This window comes from Sphingobacterium sp. KH_072 (assembly GCF_057837975.1).
Genome location: NZ_CM174457.1, coordinates 3,271,696 through 3,286,345, shown reverse-complemented (window position 1 = coordinate 3,286,345; position 14,650 = coordinate 3,271,696). Strand labels below are relative to the sequence as shown.

Sequence of the window (14,650 nt, the reverse complement as noted above, 5' to 3'; positions counted from 1 at the left end):
TCCACGGTTCTAAATCCCGATTACTTGTTTCAATCTCGCATAACCCGATTTGCTAATATTTACCTTATCACCCGAATGCAGAATCGCAATGTAACTGTCTTTTTCCATCGGTTCGATCTTGGCTAGCTGATCCACTTTGATCATGAAGGAGCGATGTATACGTACAAATTGCTTTGCATCCAGCTGTTTCTCAAACGAACTCATTGTTTTATTCTTTAAAAACATGCCATCAGTCGTGTGGATCTTCACATAATCATCGTATGCTTCCAAAAAGTTGATCTGCTGTACGGGAATTATCTTGATCTGCGAACCATTCTTCACCACGATACGCTCCAAACCTTGTTCTTCCATAGATTCCTGCAGCTGATCGCTCGCTTTCCTAGCTTTTGCTTCGGTAGTGCCGCTAAAGTTACTTTTGAACTTGTCCAAGCTTTTTTCAAAACGATCTGGACTGATCGGCTTTAGTAGATAATCAATGGCATTTTTCTCAAAAGCTTTGATCGCAAACTCATCGAACGCCGTCGTAAAGATGATGTGCGGTTGGTCCTCCAATAATTCCAACATTTCGAAACCTGTCAATTTAGGCATTTGAATATCCAAAAATACCAAATCGGGCTTGTGCTGTTGTATGGCTTTTACACCCTCAAATCCGTCGTTGCACTCGGCAACCACGTCAAAATCGGGGTAAGATTGTAAGTATTCTAATAAAATGCTTCTGGCTAAAGGTTCGTCGTCAATCAAAATGGTCTTAATCATATTGAGGTATTCTTAGGGTGGATATAAAGGTGTTATTATCGGTACTTGTTGTTAGTAAATCGGTGCGCCCAAAAAGTAAATAAAGGCGTCGCTGTATGCTGGATAGGCCAAATCCCGTGCCTCTTTTGTTTTCAAACTGATCCACATCAAAGGGATTCGTAATCACAATGAAAAGCATATTTTCTTCTTTGTAGGCATCAATCGTAATCAACACATCGCCTGTTACGTTATACAGCCCGAACTTAATGGCATTCTCCAGTATCGGTTGAATAATCATGACGGGAACTTGGGCTGGTAAAATAGCATCATCATAATCAAAAATCGTCTTTAACCGATGCCCAAAACGTACTTTTTCAATGTCTAAATACAAACGTAAGTGCTTCAATTCATCTTCTAACAAGATAAATTGCTTTTCATCTTTGCGCAACGTGCCGCGCAGAAAATCGGATAACTGAAAGGTCATGCTTCTAGCTTCCTGTGGTTTGCTGCCGATCAGTGCGATGATCGAGTTGAGGCTGTTAAATAAGAAATGCGGTTGCAATTGCTGGCGTAGATTGTAGAGTTCGGCATCGCGTACCATGCGCTCAGACTGTGCTTTTCGTTCTTTGTTTTCCTCATATTCTTCCTGAATATTCCAGAAAATATTGATAATCATAATACAGGTAATCACCAGGAAATTGATCACGAAACGAAAAGGCATGCTGAACGTAAGGTAAATCACTTGCTCGGGCGAGAATACTTGTAAAAGGCAAAAACGTGTACAAAATACGCTGAGCGCGCTGAATATAATAGCAAAGCTAAATAGCTTCCAAAATTGCTTATTCTTTGGAAGGTAGTATTGTAATGAAGTGTAAATCAGATACGAGGTGCCGGTAATAACCAATGCGCTGATTGCTCCATCATACAAAATGGTTTCATAAGGAACTTTTACCCACCACAACAACCCATAAACGACCAAGAAATACAAAACACAAATAATCCACGATGAAGTGTGGATCAGCCATTTTTTTGATTTGGGATACTGCGTCTGCGTCATAAAAAATACTTATCAGTTGTTTTTAATCGTCAATCCGCCAAAAATGGATGTTCCGGTGATATAAATCTTTTTGTTTTTATCGGTCGTGATGTCCAATATCGGTCGCCGATCATCCAGTTCCCCAAAGATGGAAGCGACATTGCTGGATACTTGCCAGTGCGGTGGGATAATGATTTTGGTGCTTCCAAAAAGTTGAAACGTATCCAATACTACCGCTTGTTTGATATCAGCCTGTAAGAAGTTGATCTTTGTACTGCCAAATACGCTGGTGATCGTGCCGCCAAGGAAATTGGTGGTCAGTAAGGACTTCTTTGTGTCGCTGAAAAAGGTGTCTACTTTTAGATAGCTATCATGCTGCGCGCTATAGTTTGCATAAGAGGCAGAGCCTGTAGACGAATTTTGGTCTACAGGCTGCTTAGATGATGTATAGTTGCCTGTTGGTGGATAGATCTCACCGTTGGCATAATCTGGATCAACGCGTTTGTCCCAATCGTACTCATCATCCGGACGTGTAGGATGCTCTGGAGGTAGTGGCGGCAACACGCGGTTACGTTTGATGAGATAAATACCCATTGCGATTACCATGGCCGGGATAAAAAACTTTCCGAAAGACATGCCGATCAAGTCTTTTAGTAAAAAGATCGAACCAATCGCAATCAGTATGATGGACGATTTCTTTTGAAATTTGGAGTTCACGCCGATCACCAAACCTATGACAATCAGGATCATCTCCCATCCGAAGATCCAACGTGGGAAGATATCCAACCGCATATTCTTCATGAGAAGTGCGAGTCCGAATAGTATGATGAACGCGCCGGCGAAATTTGTCGTATTATTCGACTTTGGCAGCCGGTTGTCGTTATTTGTGTTTTGTGTACTCATGACGTTGTGTTTATGTTCCTTTGATGATTCGAAAGTAGATCGAAAAAATCAGCTTAGCGAGCTGAAATAGGCATCCTAGGTATTTTTTTCGGTGAACATCCGCTATTACTCGGTGAAATATTTTCACCGCAATGCTCACCAAAGTCATTTCAATTACGCGAATATGTAAAAATTAATTTACTTTTTTTCTGACGAAATTTGGCCTGATGATTTTATTTATTATATATTTATACAAGAAAATAAAGCATAAACTTAATTTATCTGACTAATCTAATGGGAGATTTTGAAAACAAAGAACGCGAAGAGGTATTTTCAAAAAAGGTGAGAGCGGGGAAACGTACTTATTTTTTTGATGTCAAAGCAACTCGGTCAAACGACTATTATGTGACCATCACAGAGAGTAAAAAACGTTTCGAGGACGGACAATTTATCAAACACAAAATCTTCCTTTATAAAGAGGATTTTGAAAAATTCGCGGAAGGTTTACAAGATGTCGTCAGTTATATCAAAAATAACCAAGATGTAGTCGAGAAAAGATATGAAGGTAGCCCAGAAGATGGTGTGTTCGAAAGAACAGGTACCTATGGCGATGCCAAAGAAAACTTTTCCTTTTAAAATATGATTATCAAAGATAGATAGGCCACACCGTTTACGTGTGGCTTTTTTTATGTACTATCTTTAGGCAATGCCTGTTGCAGTGCCATATTTTTTATATTTTCGTAGCAAAACATTAAATCTTACTATGTATAAGTTGTCTATAGCAGCAATCATGCTGTGCTTTCTTGCTGTTGGTAAATCAGAAGCGCAAACGAAAAGATTGAATTTTGCAGAATCTTGGGGTCAGGAAGCTTCTCTAACCAAACCGATGAAGCAATACAGAGGTTGGGCAGATGACAATCATTACATTTTAGGTGAGAATAATGCATTGCACAAAGTGCATGTTAAGACAGGCGCAGCGACACCATACAACTATCCTGCAGATGAATCTACCAAGGTTTCTGTGGAGAACAAAGATGTCGTCATTACATTTGCCGACGGACAGTCGCTTCAACTGACAAAATCGCCCGAGATAGAGGAAAAAAATCCGACTTTATCGCCCGATGGAAAGTATGTAGCGTTCACCAGAGAGAATGATCTGTATGCTGTCGAAGTGGCAACGGGCAAGGAAATACGCTATACCACGGATGGTTCGGATGTGGTGTACAATGGTTGGTCATCGTGGGTGTATTACGAAGAGATTTTAGGTCGATCTACCCGATACAAAGCATTTTGGTGGTCGCCCGATAGCAAACGTTTGGCGTTTATGCGATTTGATGATTCAGAAGTGCCGATGTTTCCAATCTATGCATCGCCGGGCCAACATGGTTCTGTAGAAAAAACGCGTTACCCAAAAGCAGGTGATAAAAATCCCGGTGTGCGTGTCGGTTTTGTAGAAGTGGCAGGATCACCTGTAGTGTGGGCAGCTTTCAATGAAGAGGACGATCAGTATTTTGGACAGCCCTATTGGAGCTTCAACAGCCAATCGATCATGGTGCAGTGGATGAATCGCGATCAAACCAATTTAAAATTCTATCAGGTAAATCCCGTAGATGGTACTAAAGTCGCTACTTATGATGAGACGCAACCGACTTGGATCAATCTAGATCACGATGAGCGCATTACGTATCTGGCAGACAATAAGCATTATATTCTAAAATCGGATAAGACTGGCTGGGCACATTACTATCTCTACAATCTGGATGGTAAATTGGTTAATGCCCTTACCGCCGGTGATTGGCAGGTGAGCAGCATCGCGCACATAGACGAGAAAAATAAAACCTTCTATTTCACAGGTCGTAAAGAAAATTCGGCAACATCCGATCTTTATCGCGTCGATTTTAGCGGTAAGAATTTCAAGCGCTTGACTTTTGGCGATTATACGCACAAAGTAAAGGTGTCGCCAAATGGCAAATATTTCATCACAGAATACTCTAACGTAGAGACACCGACTAAAGTAGCTTTGGTAGATCTAAATGGCAAAATAGTGCGTGAGCTGGAAGATAGCAAATCGGCAGATTTTGACCAATACAACGTAGGAAAAACGGTTTATTTTACTATTCCATCATCAGATGGACAGTATGATTTGCCAGTTATCGTGACGTATCCAACAGATTTTGACGAAACGAAGGAATATCCCGTCATCATGAGTATCTATGGTGGGCCAGATGCTGGTAGCGTGCGCAATACGTGGAAAGGTACAGCCAAACAATATTGGGCAAACGAAGGGATTATTCAAATCGAATGTGATCATCGCGCTTCAGGTCATTTTGGCAAGCAAGGCGTGGCCTTGATGCACCGTAAACTAGGACATTGGGAATTGATCGATTATGGAACGGTGGCGCAGTGGTTGAAAGCAAAACCCTGGGTTGCGAAAGACAAACTCTTGATTACAGGACATAGCTATGGTGGTTATATGGTATGTTTGGCGTTAACTAAAGGATCAAATGATTTTGATTATGGTATCGCCGGCGCTCCGGTCACGAGCTGGGAATTGTATGATTCTCATTATACCGAACGTTGGATGGATACGCCTCAAGACAATCCAGAAGGATATAAAGAAGGGTCAGTGCTAACGCATGTGAATGGGTACAAAGGAGGTCTGCGTCTGATGCATGGTGATCTGGATGATAACGTACATTTGCAAAACTCTATCCAATTAGTAGATGCTTTGACCGATAGCGATGTGCCTTTTGAGTTTATGATCTATCCGGGCAGCAGACATGGTTTTGAGCGCCGGAAATCTGCATATGACTTCAAAGAGCGCGTTCGTTTTTATTATGAATATTTGTTAGAAAAACCAGTTCCAAAAGAGCTGAAATAAGACACCCATTAGACGCTTATTATGTCTATGTTACAATTTTTAAAAGAAAGCACCTTTCGTGCTAACGATGTGTTTACACGTAGTATAGGTATATTAAGTCGACACTATATCTCGATTGCGGGTTTGTGTCTGCTCTTGTTTTTGGTTTCCAATCTGTCTACGCTCTTATCCATCTACTTCGATGGATATGCCAATTTGGTGAAAGTGGGTATGCTACTATTATTTGTGTTTTTGTACTTTAGTCTGCAGCTCATTTTATTAAAGCGTGCCGTGCATCTGGTGAAAGAAGAACCATCCATTAGCGTATGGCAATATGTACCTTCATTTTGGCAGTTTTCACAGTATATCGGAGGTTTGATTGTATACTCGCTGTTAGCAGGATTTGTGTATCTGCTCATGTATGTGTTGTGTTTCCCATTGCTTTATTTGGGTATTGATATGGATACGGTCAGGAATGAAATCCATCCCTTTCTGACGGGTATTGTGATGCTAATCGTGGTGTTGCGTACCATATTCTATCCGTTTTTTATCATTGAACAGCAAGCAGGAACTTTTAAAGCCTATAAATTTAGCGTGGCATTGACCAGAGGGAATGTTTTTCGCTTAGCGATGATCGTGTTCACTGTCGCATTTACACATTTATTGATGGTGAGTGCAGAGTATTTCGATTACTTTCTGGTGGCCAAGATCTTCAGTGTAATCAACTCGTTCGTCATGATTCCGATGGTTAGTATCGTCATGTCGGTCGTTTATGTAGATATGATGAAGAATTATGCGGGAAGTGACGATCCTTCGTTGATGGATAATATAATTTAGTGTTGGTGGGTTTGAAGAAGAAAAATATTGCCATTTTGGGCGCTACCGGAAGTATTGGTACACAGGCATTGGAAGTCGTAGATGCTTTTCCGGATCGATTTACAGTAAGTGTGCTTACTGGCGGTCGCAACATCGATTTGCTGGTGGCTCAGGCCATCAGGTACAAACCTAAGTATGTGGTAGTGGCTCATTCCGATGCGTTGGATCAAATGAAAAACCGCCTAATGGGTCTTGATATCACTGTGCTCTCTGGGCAAGAAGGATTGATCGAGGTCGTGCAAGATCCTGATATTGATTTGGTGTTGAATGCCATCGTGGGGTCGGCTGGATTGGAGCCAACTTGTAAAGCGATATGTAGCGGTAAGGATATTGCGCTAGCAAATAAAGAGACGCTAGTGGTGGCGGGAGAATTAGTGATGAGCTTGGTAAAAGAACATGGAGTACGCATGTTGCCGGTAGATTCTGAGCACTCGGCCATCTTCCAATGTTTGGTGGGGGAGGACTCCAATCCGATAGAAAAGATTTATCTCACCGCTTCAGGCGGTCCATTTAGAGGCAGAGACCGTGCCTTCTTAGAGCAAGTAACGAAAGAGCAAGCGCTAAAACACCCGAATTGGAGTATGGGCGCAAAAATCACCATTGATTCTGCTTCGCTAATGAATAAGGGGCTCGAAGTAATCGAAGCCAAATGGCTGTTTGACCTGAGTGCCGATCAAATTGATGTGATCGTACACCCACAATCCATCATTCATTCTATGGTGCAATTCCAAGACGGTTCTATAAAAGCGCAGCTAGGACTGCCTGATATGAAGCTGCCTATACAATATGCAATGACCTATCCCGATCGGGCAGGTAACAATTTCGAGCGATTTAACTTTGCTAAGTATGGATGCTTGGATTTTCATAAGCCGGATATGGAAACGTTTCGTAACTTGCAACTGGCTTATACCGCTATGGAAAATGGCGGTAACCAGCCCTGCGTATTAAATGCGGCAAATGAGGTGGTGGTCGAAGCATTCCTGCAAGATCGGATCTCTTTTTTGGGTATGAGTGAGGTGATCGAAAAGACCTTATCTAAAATGGGTAGTCAATCTACCACGTCTTTGGAGGACTATCTTGCATGTGATCGGGAAGCCAGACGTGTAGCACATACATTTTTAGATTAAAATACGTTATTAATGTTGATTTGGTCTGCAAGACCAGTTACAATATGATTTTAGATTTTCAATGGGAGTATTAGTGATGATTGGACAGGTCCTGCTAGGGCTGTCTTTGTTAATTGTGTTGCATGAGTTGGGGCATTTCCTTGCAGCAAGAGCTTTTGGTATTAAAGTAGAAAAATTCTATTTGTTTTTCGATGCTTGGGGAGTCAAGTTGTTTAAATTCAATTATAAAGGTTGTGAGTACGGTATCGGATGGCTTCCACTAGGGGGTTACGTAAAAATCGCCGGTATGGTGGACGAGTCCATGGATACAGAGCAATTAAAACAAGATCCTCAGCCTTGGGAATTTCGTTCTAAACCGGCATGGCAACGCTTGATTGTGATGCTGGGCGGTATCATTGTGAATGTCGTCGTCGGTGTTTTCGTATTTTGGATGCTCACCTTTCATTATGGCGTAACGGATATAGACAATACAAAACTGGTAGATGGTGTCGTACCAGGAATCGTGGGTAAAGCAGTTGGTATTCAGCCTGGCGATCGTATCATTAAGGTGAACGGGCAGGTGCCTCAACATTTTGCGCAAGATCTTCTGAATACCGATGTGCTATTTGGTGGAGCGACACTTACTGTAGAGCGTGCAGGTAAAACCATGGATTTGATGATGCCAGCCGATATGGGTAATATGGTAGCAGAGCATAAGGCAAATGAATTCATTCAACCACGAAGAAGAATTGCTCCTATAGATCAGGTTGTTGCAGATTATCCTGCCGAGAAAATGGGGATACTAGCTGGTGACAGCATTGTAAGTCTGAACAATAGACCAGTTCTTTTTCAAGACGAGGTACTTAGTACGCTTAAAAGTCAAGCCAACAATGCGGTGCAAGTGGGCGTCGTTCGTGATGGTCAACAAGTAGATTTATCAGGCACGGTATCGGCAGAAGGAACGATTGGAGTATTGTATAGTATGGCCGGTAGTTCATTGCCTATTGTACGGTATAATTACGGATTTTGGGAGGCTTTACCTTTAGGTTCGCAAAAGGCGTTTGGTGTAATTACCGATAATATTAAAGGTTTTGGAAAAATCTTCCGTGGCGATTTGAAAGCCGATAAAGCATTATCTGGTCCGGTTGGTATTGCCACTATGTTTGGTACCGAAGTAGATTGGGCTCGTTTTTGGAGTTTGGTGGGACTAATCTCTATGGCTTTAGCTTTTATGAATTTGCTGCCAATTCCGGCTTTAGATGGAGGTCATGTCGTATTCTTATTGGTAGAGATGATTCAGGGAAAACCATTAAGCGATGCTTTTCTGGAGCGAGCACAAATGGTGGGTTTCTTTATCCTCGTCGCGTTGATGATCTTTGTCTTTGGAAACGATATCTTTAAACTTACGCAGTAAATTTAGACCTTAAGCCCTAGCGTAAGCAGCTGGTACTGTAATTATAAAAGTAAAAGTCAAGCTCTTGTTTCAAGAATGCAAGTGCCCCCAGAAAGTTAGACACTTTCTGGGGGCACGTTTGTTTTCTAATCATCCAATAAATCTGGGCGGCGTTCGGTAGTACGTTGAAGCTGCTGTTCATGGCGCCAAGCGGTAATTTTGGCCTCATTACCACTCAATAGAATATCAGGTACGCGATTTCCCCGCCATTCGGCCGGGCGAGTATAGATCGGAGCGTCCAGTAATCCATCTTGAAAAGAGTCTGACAGAGCAGAAGTTTCATCGGATAGCACGCCCGGGAGCAATCGTACTACTGCATCGACTACAATAGCAGCCGGAAGCTCCCCGCCAGATAATACATAGTCGCCAATAGAGATTTCCTGCGTTACAAAAAGATCCCGAATACGTTGATCAATTCCTTTGTAATGACCGCATAGGATCATCAAGTTCTTTTTGGAAGAAAATGAATTGGCGATATCCTGATTCAGGGTCTTGCCATCTGGAGTCATATAGATGATTTCGTCGTATGTGCGTTCTTCCTGCAATTTTTCAATACAGTTCGCAAAAGGCTCAATTTGCATCACCATACCCGATCCACCGCCGTAAGGATAGTCATCCACGGACTTTTGCTTATTACTGGAATACTCTCGTAGGTTATGTACGTGAATTTCAGCTAAACCTTTCTTCTGTGCACGCTGCAAAATAGAATGTGCAAACGGACTTTCTAATAGACTAGGTAAGACAGTAATAATATCAAATCTCATATAATGCAAAGGTAGGTCAAAATATGAGTAAACAGAGGGATGAAATTTAGTTTTGTTACAGGGTTTTAAATTGCAAATTTCGTAAAAATTAGCGATTGAATATTTTAATATAATATTCCAACGCCCGTTAATAGCTAAAATATTTCTTTGATAGAAATAAATAATCCTTAAAGTATAATTTAGGTTTATTGATATTAAAACAACAATTTATATGAACACAAAATCGCTTTTTAACATTTTTTTACAACTTTAATTTTTCCTATACTTGCATCATTCTAACTATTAATAATACACACACTAATCACACGATGAAGCAAAAATTACTAAGCTTTCTTGTGCTGTGTACGATCTTTATCGGGTCGGCAATAGCACAGAACAGAACATTGTCTGGTAAAGTGACTTCTGTATCAGGCGGAGATCCGCTTGGAGCAGTAACGGTCACGGTTGTAGGATCCACTACTTCCACACAGACAGATGGCAATGGAAATTATTCCGTTCAAGCAACAACAGGTGCCATGTTGCGCTTTTCACTTATTGGCCACACAACACAGACCGTCTCTATTGGAGATCGTAGCGTAATCAACATTCAGCTTGCAGGCGAAGACGAATCCATTGAAGAGGTGGTCGTTACCGCGCAAGGTATTCAGCGTACGGCCAAATCCATTGGTTATGCCACGCAGCGCGTAGGTGGAGATGATTTGGTTCAAAAATCAGAAACCAACGTCCTGAATTCGATGCAAGGTAAAGTAGCCGGCGTTAATATCTCCAGCTCATCTGGCCAGCCTGGATCCTCTACCAATATCAACATTCGTGGTATCACGTCTTTTGGTGGAAACAACCAGCCGTTGATCGTTGTTGATGGTATTATCTTCAGTAATGATACGGATAATAGCCAGAATACGTTATTTGGTTCGCAGCCCTCCAACCGTCTGAATGATATTCCGCCTGATAATATTGAATCGATTCAGGTATTGAAAGGTCCTGCAGCATCCGCATTATACGGTTCACGTGCTTCGGCAGGTGTTTTGATGATTACCACTAAAACGGGTAAAGGCCAACAAGGTAAGACAGAAGTAACCTTAAATTCTTCTGCTAACTTTCAAAATGTAGCTTACTTGCCCAAATTTCAGTCTCTATATGGACAGGGAAGTCAGAATCTTTATAACAATCAAAGTACCAACTCTTGGGGACCGGGCTTTGGTAGCATGGACCAAGTGGTACAAGGAGGCACAGGAGCACTAGTTCCTTATCAGCCATATCCTAATAATATTACGGACTTCTATAACACGGGTGCTTTCTATCAAAACTCGGTGAATTTAGCAGGCGGTGATGAGAAGAGCAACTTTACGGCAGGTGTATCAAGTACGATTCAAAATGGTGTAGTACCAACAAGTAAATACAACAGACACACCGCTAACGTCGGTGGAAATCGTACCTTAAATAATGGTATTTCTATTGGAGGAACACTTACTTACGCTAAATCCAGTCAACGTGGTGCAACGATGGGTAATGGTGGTAGTGCCTTTGGACAAATCACTCGTATCCCGGTTTCTTATGACTTGAATGGAACTCCATTGTACAATGAGGCGGGTGAGCGTCAATATTTCTTACCAGGACAAAATAGTCCGCTTTGGAGTGTCGAGAATGAATTCTTTGAGTCGGATGTAGATCGCGTATTTGGTAACTTAAATATTGGTTACGATTTCACCGATTGGTTAAATGTAAGCTACCGGGTAACGGGCGATACTTATTTTGATCAACGAAATCAAATCTTAAGAAATGGTTCGGCACGCGCACCGCTAGGAGCTATAGATGCGGACAATCGTTTTCGTTCGGAGCTCAATGGCGACTTAATGATTACTGCTAAACAAGAAGATATTTTTGTGGATGGATTGAATGCTACCTTACTTTTGGGGCAGAATCTTAATAGCAGAGATTTCCGTGAATCAGGTATTGTATCCAGTGGTCTATCCATGTTTGGGTTTGACAACGTAGCTAACGCTTCCGTATTTACTGGATCGTACTCTAATAGATTCAGACGAAGATTGATTGGCCATTATGCGCAGTTAAGCTTGGGTTATAATGATTATTTGTTTTTAGAGTTGACCGGTCGTGCCGATAAATCGTCTACACTACCGACTTCCAACAACACCTACTTTTACCCGTCTGCTTCTTTGAGTTTCGTACCCACGACCGCTTGGGAAGGATTGCGCTCGGATGTATTGTCTTATTGGAAAGTACGGGCAAATGCTGCTCGCGTAGGTCGCGATGCGGATCCTTACTTGCTGAACACACTATATAGTATAGGTTCTTTCGGAAACAATACGGCTAGTATTCAATTTCCATTAAACGTAGGAGGATCTAGCATTCCAGGTTTTGCTATTGGTAGTCGTATCGGTAATCCGAACTTAAAACCAGAGTTTATCACATCATTTGAGATCGGTACGCAGCTCGGTTTGTTTAATAACCGGATTGATTTAGATTTCACGTATTTCAGCACCCGCAGTTCTAGTCAAATCTTTGATGTAGCAGTATCTAACTCCTCTGGTTTTGATACCCGCACCTCTAATATTGGTGAGATGACCAATCGGGGTATTGAAGTCTTATTAAGCGGCTATCCTATTCGCAACTCGAATTTTAGCTGGAATGTGAATCTAAACTTTACCCGCATTCGTAATAATGTGGTTGCCATCTTCGGCGATCAGCCCGTGGGTGGTGATGAGTTGACCAGTAGTGTTATTCCTGGTATTAACTCTTTCATCGGTATTGCGCCATCAATTGCCGAAGGATTCCCTTATGGTGTCATTGTAGGTGCTCAAAATCCTAGAAATGAAAATGGCGATTTGCTGATCAACCCGTTGACAGGTATGTTCCAACCAGGTATCGGTAATCGCGTCATTTCGAACCCGCAGAAAGATTACACTTTAGGTATTTCCAATACATTTACTTACAAAGGAGTCAGCTTGATGGCGTTGGTGGATATACAAAAAGGCGGTCAGATCTTCTCGTTCTCACAAGTAGATATGCGTTCGGGTGGTATGGTCGAGCCGACAGGCGTGGATCGTGATCAGCCTAGAATATTGCCGGGCGTAATTGCTAATGGTGATGGTACTTACAGACCTAATGATATTCAGATCTCTGCACAGTCTTACTGGCAAGGTTTGGGCGGTATCGCTTCAGAAGCGGCCGTGTTTGATGCCACCTCTTACCGCTTAAGAGAATTGACTCTAAGCTACACTCTTCCTCAAAGTGTTTTGCAAAACTCGCCTTTTGGACAGATTTCCGTAGGATTCAGTGGTCGTAACCTATTTATGTTTGCTCCAGGTTTCCCAGGAGATCCAGAGGTGAATACACAAGGTGCGGGTAATGTGCAAGGTATGGACTTGAATGGTGTGCCTACCACTAGAAATTATGGTTTCAATCTACGGGCATCATTTTAATTTGAATAAACATGAAAATGATAAAACATAAAATAGTTAAGCTGTCGATCCTTGCTTTGGCTTTGTCGACTGCGTCTTGTAATAAATTTTTGGATGTAAACGATACACCAAATAATCCATTGGAAGTGCCAGCGGCGACCTTACTTCCAGTTGGTTTGTCGGGTACTGCTTTTGCCAACTCCAATGAGCTTAATCGCTTTGCTTCCACCATTATGAGTGTGACAGCAGGCGCGGCTGGTAGCCCTGCCGGCTACGATATCTATGAGGTTTTTGGAGATGATTTTGGTAATCAATGGAACTTTGAGATTTACGGTGGAGCGTTAATCAACTATAAAAAAATGCTCGAAGAGGCTGAAAAGTCCAATAGCCCCGTATATGCCGGTGTGGGTAAAATCATGATGGCTTTTACCTTTGCGATGGCTACCGATGCTTGGGGCGATGTGCCGTACTCGGAAGCATTATTAGGTGATATGGAGCTTACTAGTCCACGTTTGGATAGTCAGCGAGATATATATTTAGGAAATGAAGCTGAAGGCATTCAAAGTTTGTTTGATCTCGTCAGAGAAGGTTTAGCCGATCTAGATAGCGAGAGCATCTTAACCATTGGTAGTGATGATATCGTTTATGGCGGTGATCTAGCCAAGTGGAAACGCGCAGGTAACTCGTTGATGTTGCGATTAGCTCTTCAGATTAGTAGTGTAGAACCTCAGGTGGCTACGCAGGTAATCGAAGAAGTTTTGCAACGTAATATGTACATCACTGCCAACGATCAGAATCTGGCGGTACGCTTTGGCGGGCAAGTGGGTAGTCAAGCACCTTTGTGGACGCTAACGCGTAATTCATCCTTTCAGAATGAATTGCTCATCAGCACGCGTTTTGTCAACAGGTTGAGCGGATTAAATGATCCACGTTTACCACTTTATGTAACAAGCCCGACGGGTAGTTATGTTACCATTGATAATGGCTTTAGAGGTGTTCCGCCAGATGCGGCAGATCGTTCCGTGTATAACAATTATGCGATCGGAATTGGTGGCGAAGGTCCGGTAAGATTACTAACCAATGCACAAACTGCCTTTATCTTGGCAGAGGCTGTCGTTCGTTTGGGTGTAGCTGGAGATGCTGCTGCACTGTATCAACGTGGTATTAGGGCTTCGATGCAGGATGCTGGCGTAGCTGCTGCCGATATCGACGCTTACTTTGCTGCGAACTCAGCAGTAGTTTCTTTAACAGGTAGTCCAGAGGAGCAAATTGAACAAATAATCAATCAAAAATATATCGCTTTGTTCTCCAACGGATTAGAGCAGTGGAATGATTGGCGACGTACGGGATACCCCGTTTTGGCAGATCATCAAAATGCACAAGGTATCGATGGTACTCGGCCGGTACGATTGATTTATTTATTCACGGAGCAACAACGTAACCCTAATTTCCCGCAAGGAAACGCCGCACCTCAATCTAATGTGGGTGTATGGTGGGATGCAAACTAATACTTTAAGAG

The 14,650-nt window shown here is 42.2% G+C and carries 11 protein-coding genes; 7 read left to right on the top strand and 4 right to left on the bottom strand.

Going from position 1 to position 14,650, the window contains the following annotated elements:
- Positions 1–9: 9 nt before the first annotated feature.
- The 3 genes from AC3IRT_RS14630 to AC3IRT_RS14620 are packed head-to-tail and all read right to left on the bottom strand — an operon-like array spanning position 10 to position 2,674.
- Positions 10–756: a LytR/AlgR family response regulator transcription factor gene (locus AC3IRT_RS14630; protein WP_489393951.1), complete on the bottom strand. Its 747-nt coding sequence runs from the start codon at positions 754–756 to the stop codon at positions 10–12.
- Positions 749–1,792: a sensor histidine kinase gene (locus tag AC3IRT_RS14625; RefSeq protein ID WP_489393950.1), complete on the bottom strand. Its 1,044-nt coding sequence runs from the start codon at positions 1,790–1,792 to the stop codon at positions 749–751. The genes AC3IRT_RS14630 and AC3IRT_RS14625 overlap by 8 nt, the downstream gene beginning before the upstream one ends.
- Before the next feature lie 12 nt (positions 1,793–1,804).
- Positions 1,805–2,674, bottom strand: coding sequence for a LiaF transmembrane domain-containing protein (locus AC3IRT_RS14620; protein ID WP_489393949.1), 870 nt, complete (start codon positions 2,672–2,674; stop codon positions 1,805–1,807).
- A 273-nt stretch (positions 2,675–2,947) separates the two neighbouring features.
- Between AC3IRT_RS14620 and AC3IRT_RS14615 the strand changes: the two genes are divergently transcribed.
- The 5 genes from AC3IRT_RS14615 to rseP all read left to right on the top strand — a co-directional run bounded on the left by AC3IRT_RS14615 (position 2,948) and on the right by rseP (position 8,909).
- Complete coding sequence (locus AC3IRT_RS14615; protein ID WP_489393948.1) at positions 2,948–3,289, top strand: DUF3276 family protein; 342 nt, start codon at positions 2,948–2,950, stop codon at positions 3,287–3,289.
- A 127-nt stretch (positions 3,290–3,416) separates the two neighbouring features.
- A complete protein-coding gene (locus AC3IRT_RS14610; protein ID WP_489393947.1) occupies positions 3,417–5,534 on the top strand; it encodes a S9 family peptidase in 2,118 nt (705 codons plus the stop codon).
- 21 nt (positions 5,535–5,555) lie between these two features.
- Positions 5,556–6,350 carry a hypothetical protein gene (locus AC3IRT_RS14605; RefSeq protein ID WP_489393946.1) on the top strand — a complete coding sequence of 265 codons (795 nt, stop codon included), beginning with the start codon at positions 5,556–5,558 and terminating at the stop codon, positions 6,348–6,350.
- Between the two features lie 11 nt (positions 6,351–6,361).
- A complete protein-coding gene (locus tag AC3IRT_RS14600; RefSeq protein WP_489393945.1) occupies positions 6,362–7,516 on the top strand; it encodes a 1-deoxy-D-xylulose-5-phosphate reductoisomerase in 1,155 nt (384 codons plus the stop codon).
- A gap of 61 nt (positions 7,517–7,577) precedes the next feature.
- A complete protein-coding gene (gene rseP, locus AC3IRT_RS14595) occupies positions 7,578–8,909 on the top strand; it encodes an RIP metalloprotease RseP (protein WP_489393944.1) in 1,332 nt (443 codons plus the stop codon).
- A gap of 125 nt (positions 8,910–9,034) precedes the next feature.
- Here the strand turns inward: rseP and trmD are convergent, their stop codons facing one another.
- On the bottom strand, positions 9,035–9,712 hold the full coding sequence (gene trmD / locus AC3IRT_RS14590) for a tRNA (guanosine(37)-N1)-methyltransferase TrmD (protein WP_489393943.1): 678 nt from the start codon (positions 9,710–9,712) through the stop codon (positions 9,035–9,037).
- A 308-nt stretch (positions 9,713–10,020) separates the two neighbouring features.
- Between trmD and AC3IRT_RS14585 the strand changes: the two genes are divergently transcribed.
- Complete coding sequence (locus tag AC3IRT_RS14585) at positions 10,021–13,152, top strand: SusC/RagA family TonB-linked outer membrane protein (protein ID WP_489393942.1); 3,132 nt, start codon at positions 10,021–10,023, stop codon at positions 13,150–13,152.
- A gap of 11 nt (positions 13,153–13,163) precedes the next feature.
- Entirely contained in the window at positions 13,164–14,639 is a 1,476-nt protein-coding gene (locus tag AC3IRT_RS14580) for a SusD/RagB family nutrient-binding outer membrane lipoprotein (protein ID WP_489393941.1), read from the top strand.
- The last annotated feature ends 11 nt before the right edge of the window (positions 14,640–14,650 follow it).

What these genes read in the sequence shown, in the direction of transcription:
- AC3IRT_RS14630 (WP_489393951.1), bottom strand. Translation starts at nt 756, where the DNA reads ATGATTAAGACCATTTTGATTGACGACGAACCTTTAGCCAGAAGCATT.
- AC3IRT_RS14625 (WP_489393950.1), bottom strand. Translation starts at nt 1,792, where the DNA reads ATGACGCAGACGCAGTATCCCAAATCAAAAAAATGGCTGATCCACACT.
- AC3IRT_RS14620 (WP_489393949.1), bottom strand. Translation starts at nt 2,674, where the DNA reads ATGAGTACACAAAACACAAATAACGACAACCGGCTGCCAAAGTCGAAT.
- AC3IRT_RS14615 (WP_489393948.1), top strand. Translation starts at nt 2,948, where the DNA reads ATGGGAGATTTTGAAAACAAAGAACGCGAAGAGGTATTTTCAAAAAAG.
- AC3IRT_RS14610 (WP_489393947.1), top strand. Translation starts at nt 3,417, where the DNA reads ATGTATAAGTTGTCTATAGCAGCAATCATGCTGTGCTTTCTTGCTGTT.
- AC3IRT_RS14605 (WP_489393946.1), top strand. Translation starts at nt 5,556, where the DNA reads ATGTCTATGTTACAATTTTTAAAAGAAAGCACCTTTCGTGCTAACGAT.
- rseP (WP_489393944.1), top strand. Translation starts at nt 7,578, where the DNA reads ATGGGAGTATTAGTGATGATTGGACAGGTCCTGCTAGGGCTGTCTTTG.
- trmD (WP_489393943.1), bottom strand. Translation starts at nt 9,712, where the DNA reads ATGAGATTTGATATTATTACTGTCTTACCTAGTCTATTAGAAAGTCCG.
- AC3IRT_RS14585 (WP_489393942.1), top strand. Translation starts at nt 10,021, where the DNA reads ATGAAGCAAAAATTACTAAGCTTTCTTGTGCTGTGTACGATCTTTATC.
- AC3IRT_RS14580 (WP_489393941.1), top strand. Translation starts at nt 13,164, where the DNA reads ATGAAAATGATAAAACATAAAATAGTTAAGCTGTCGATCCTTGCTTTG.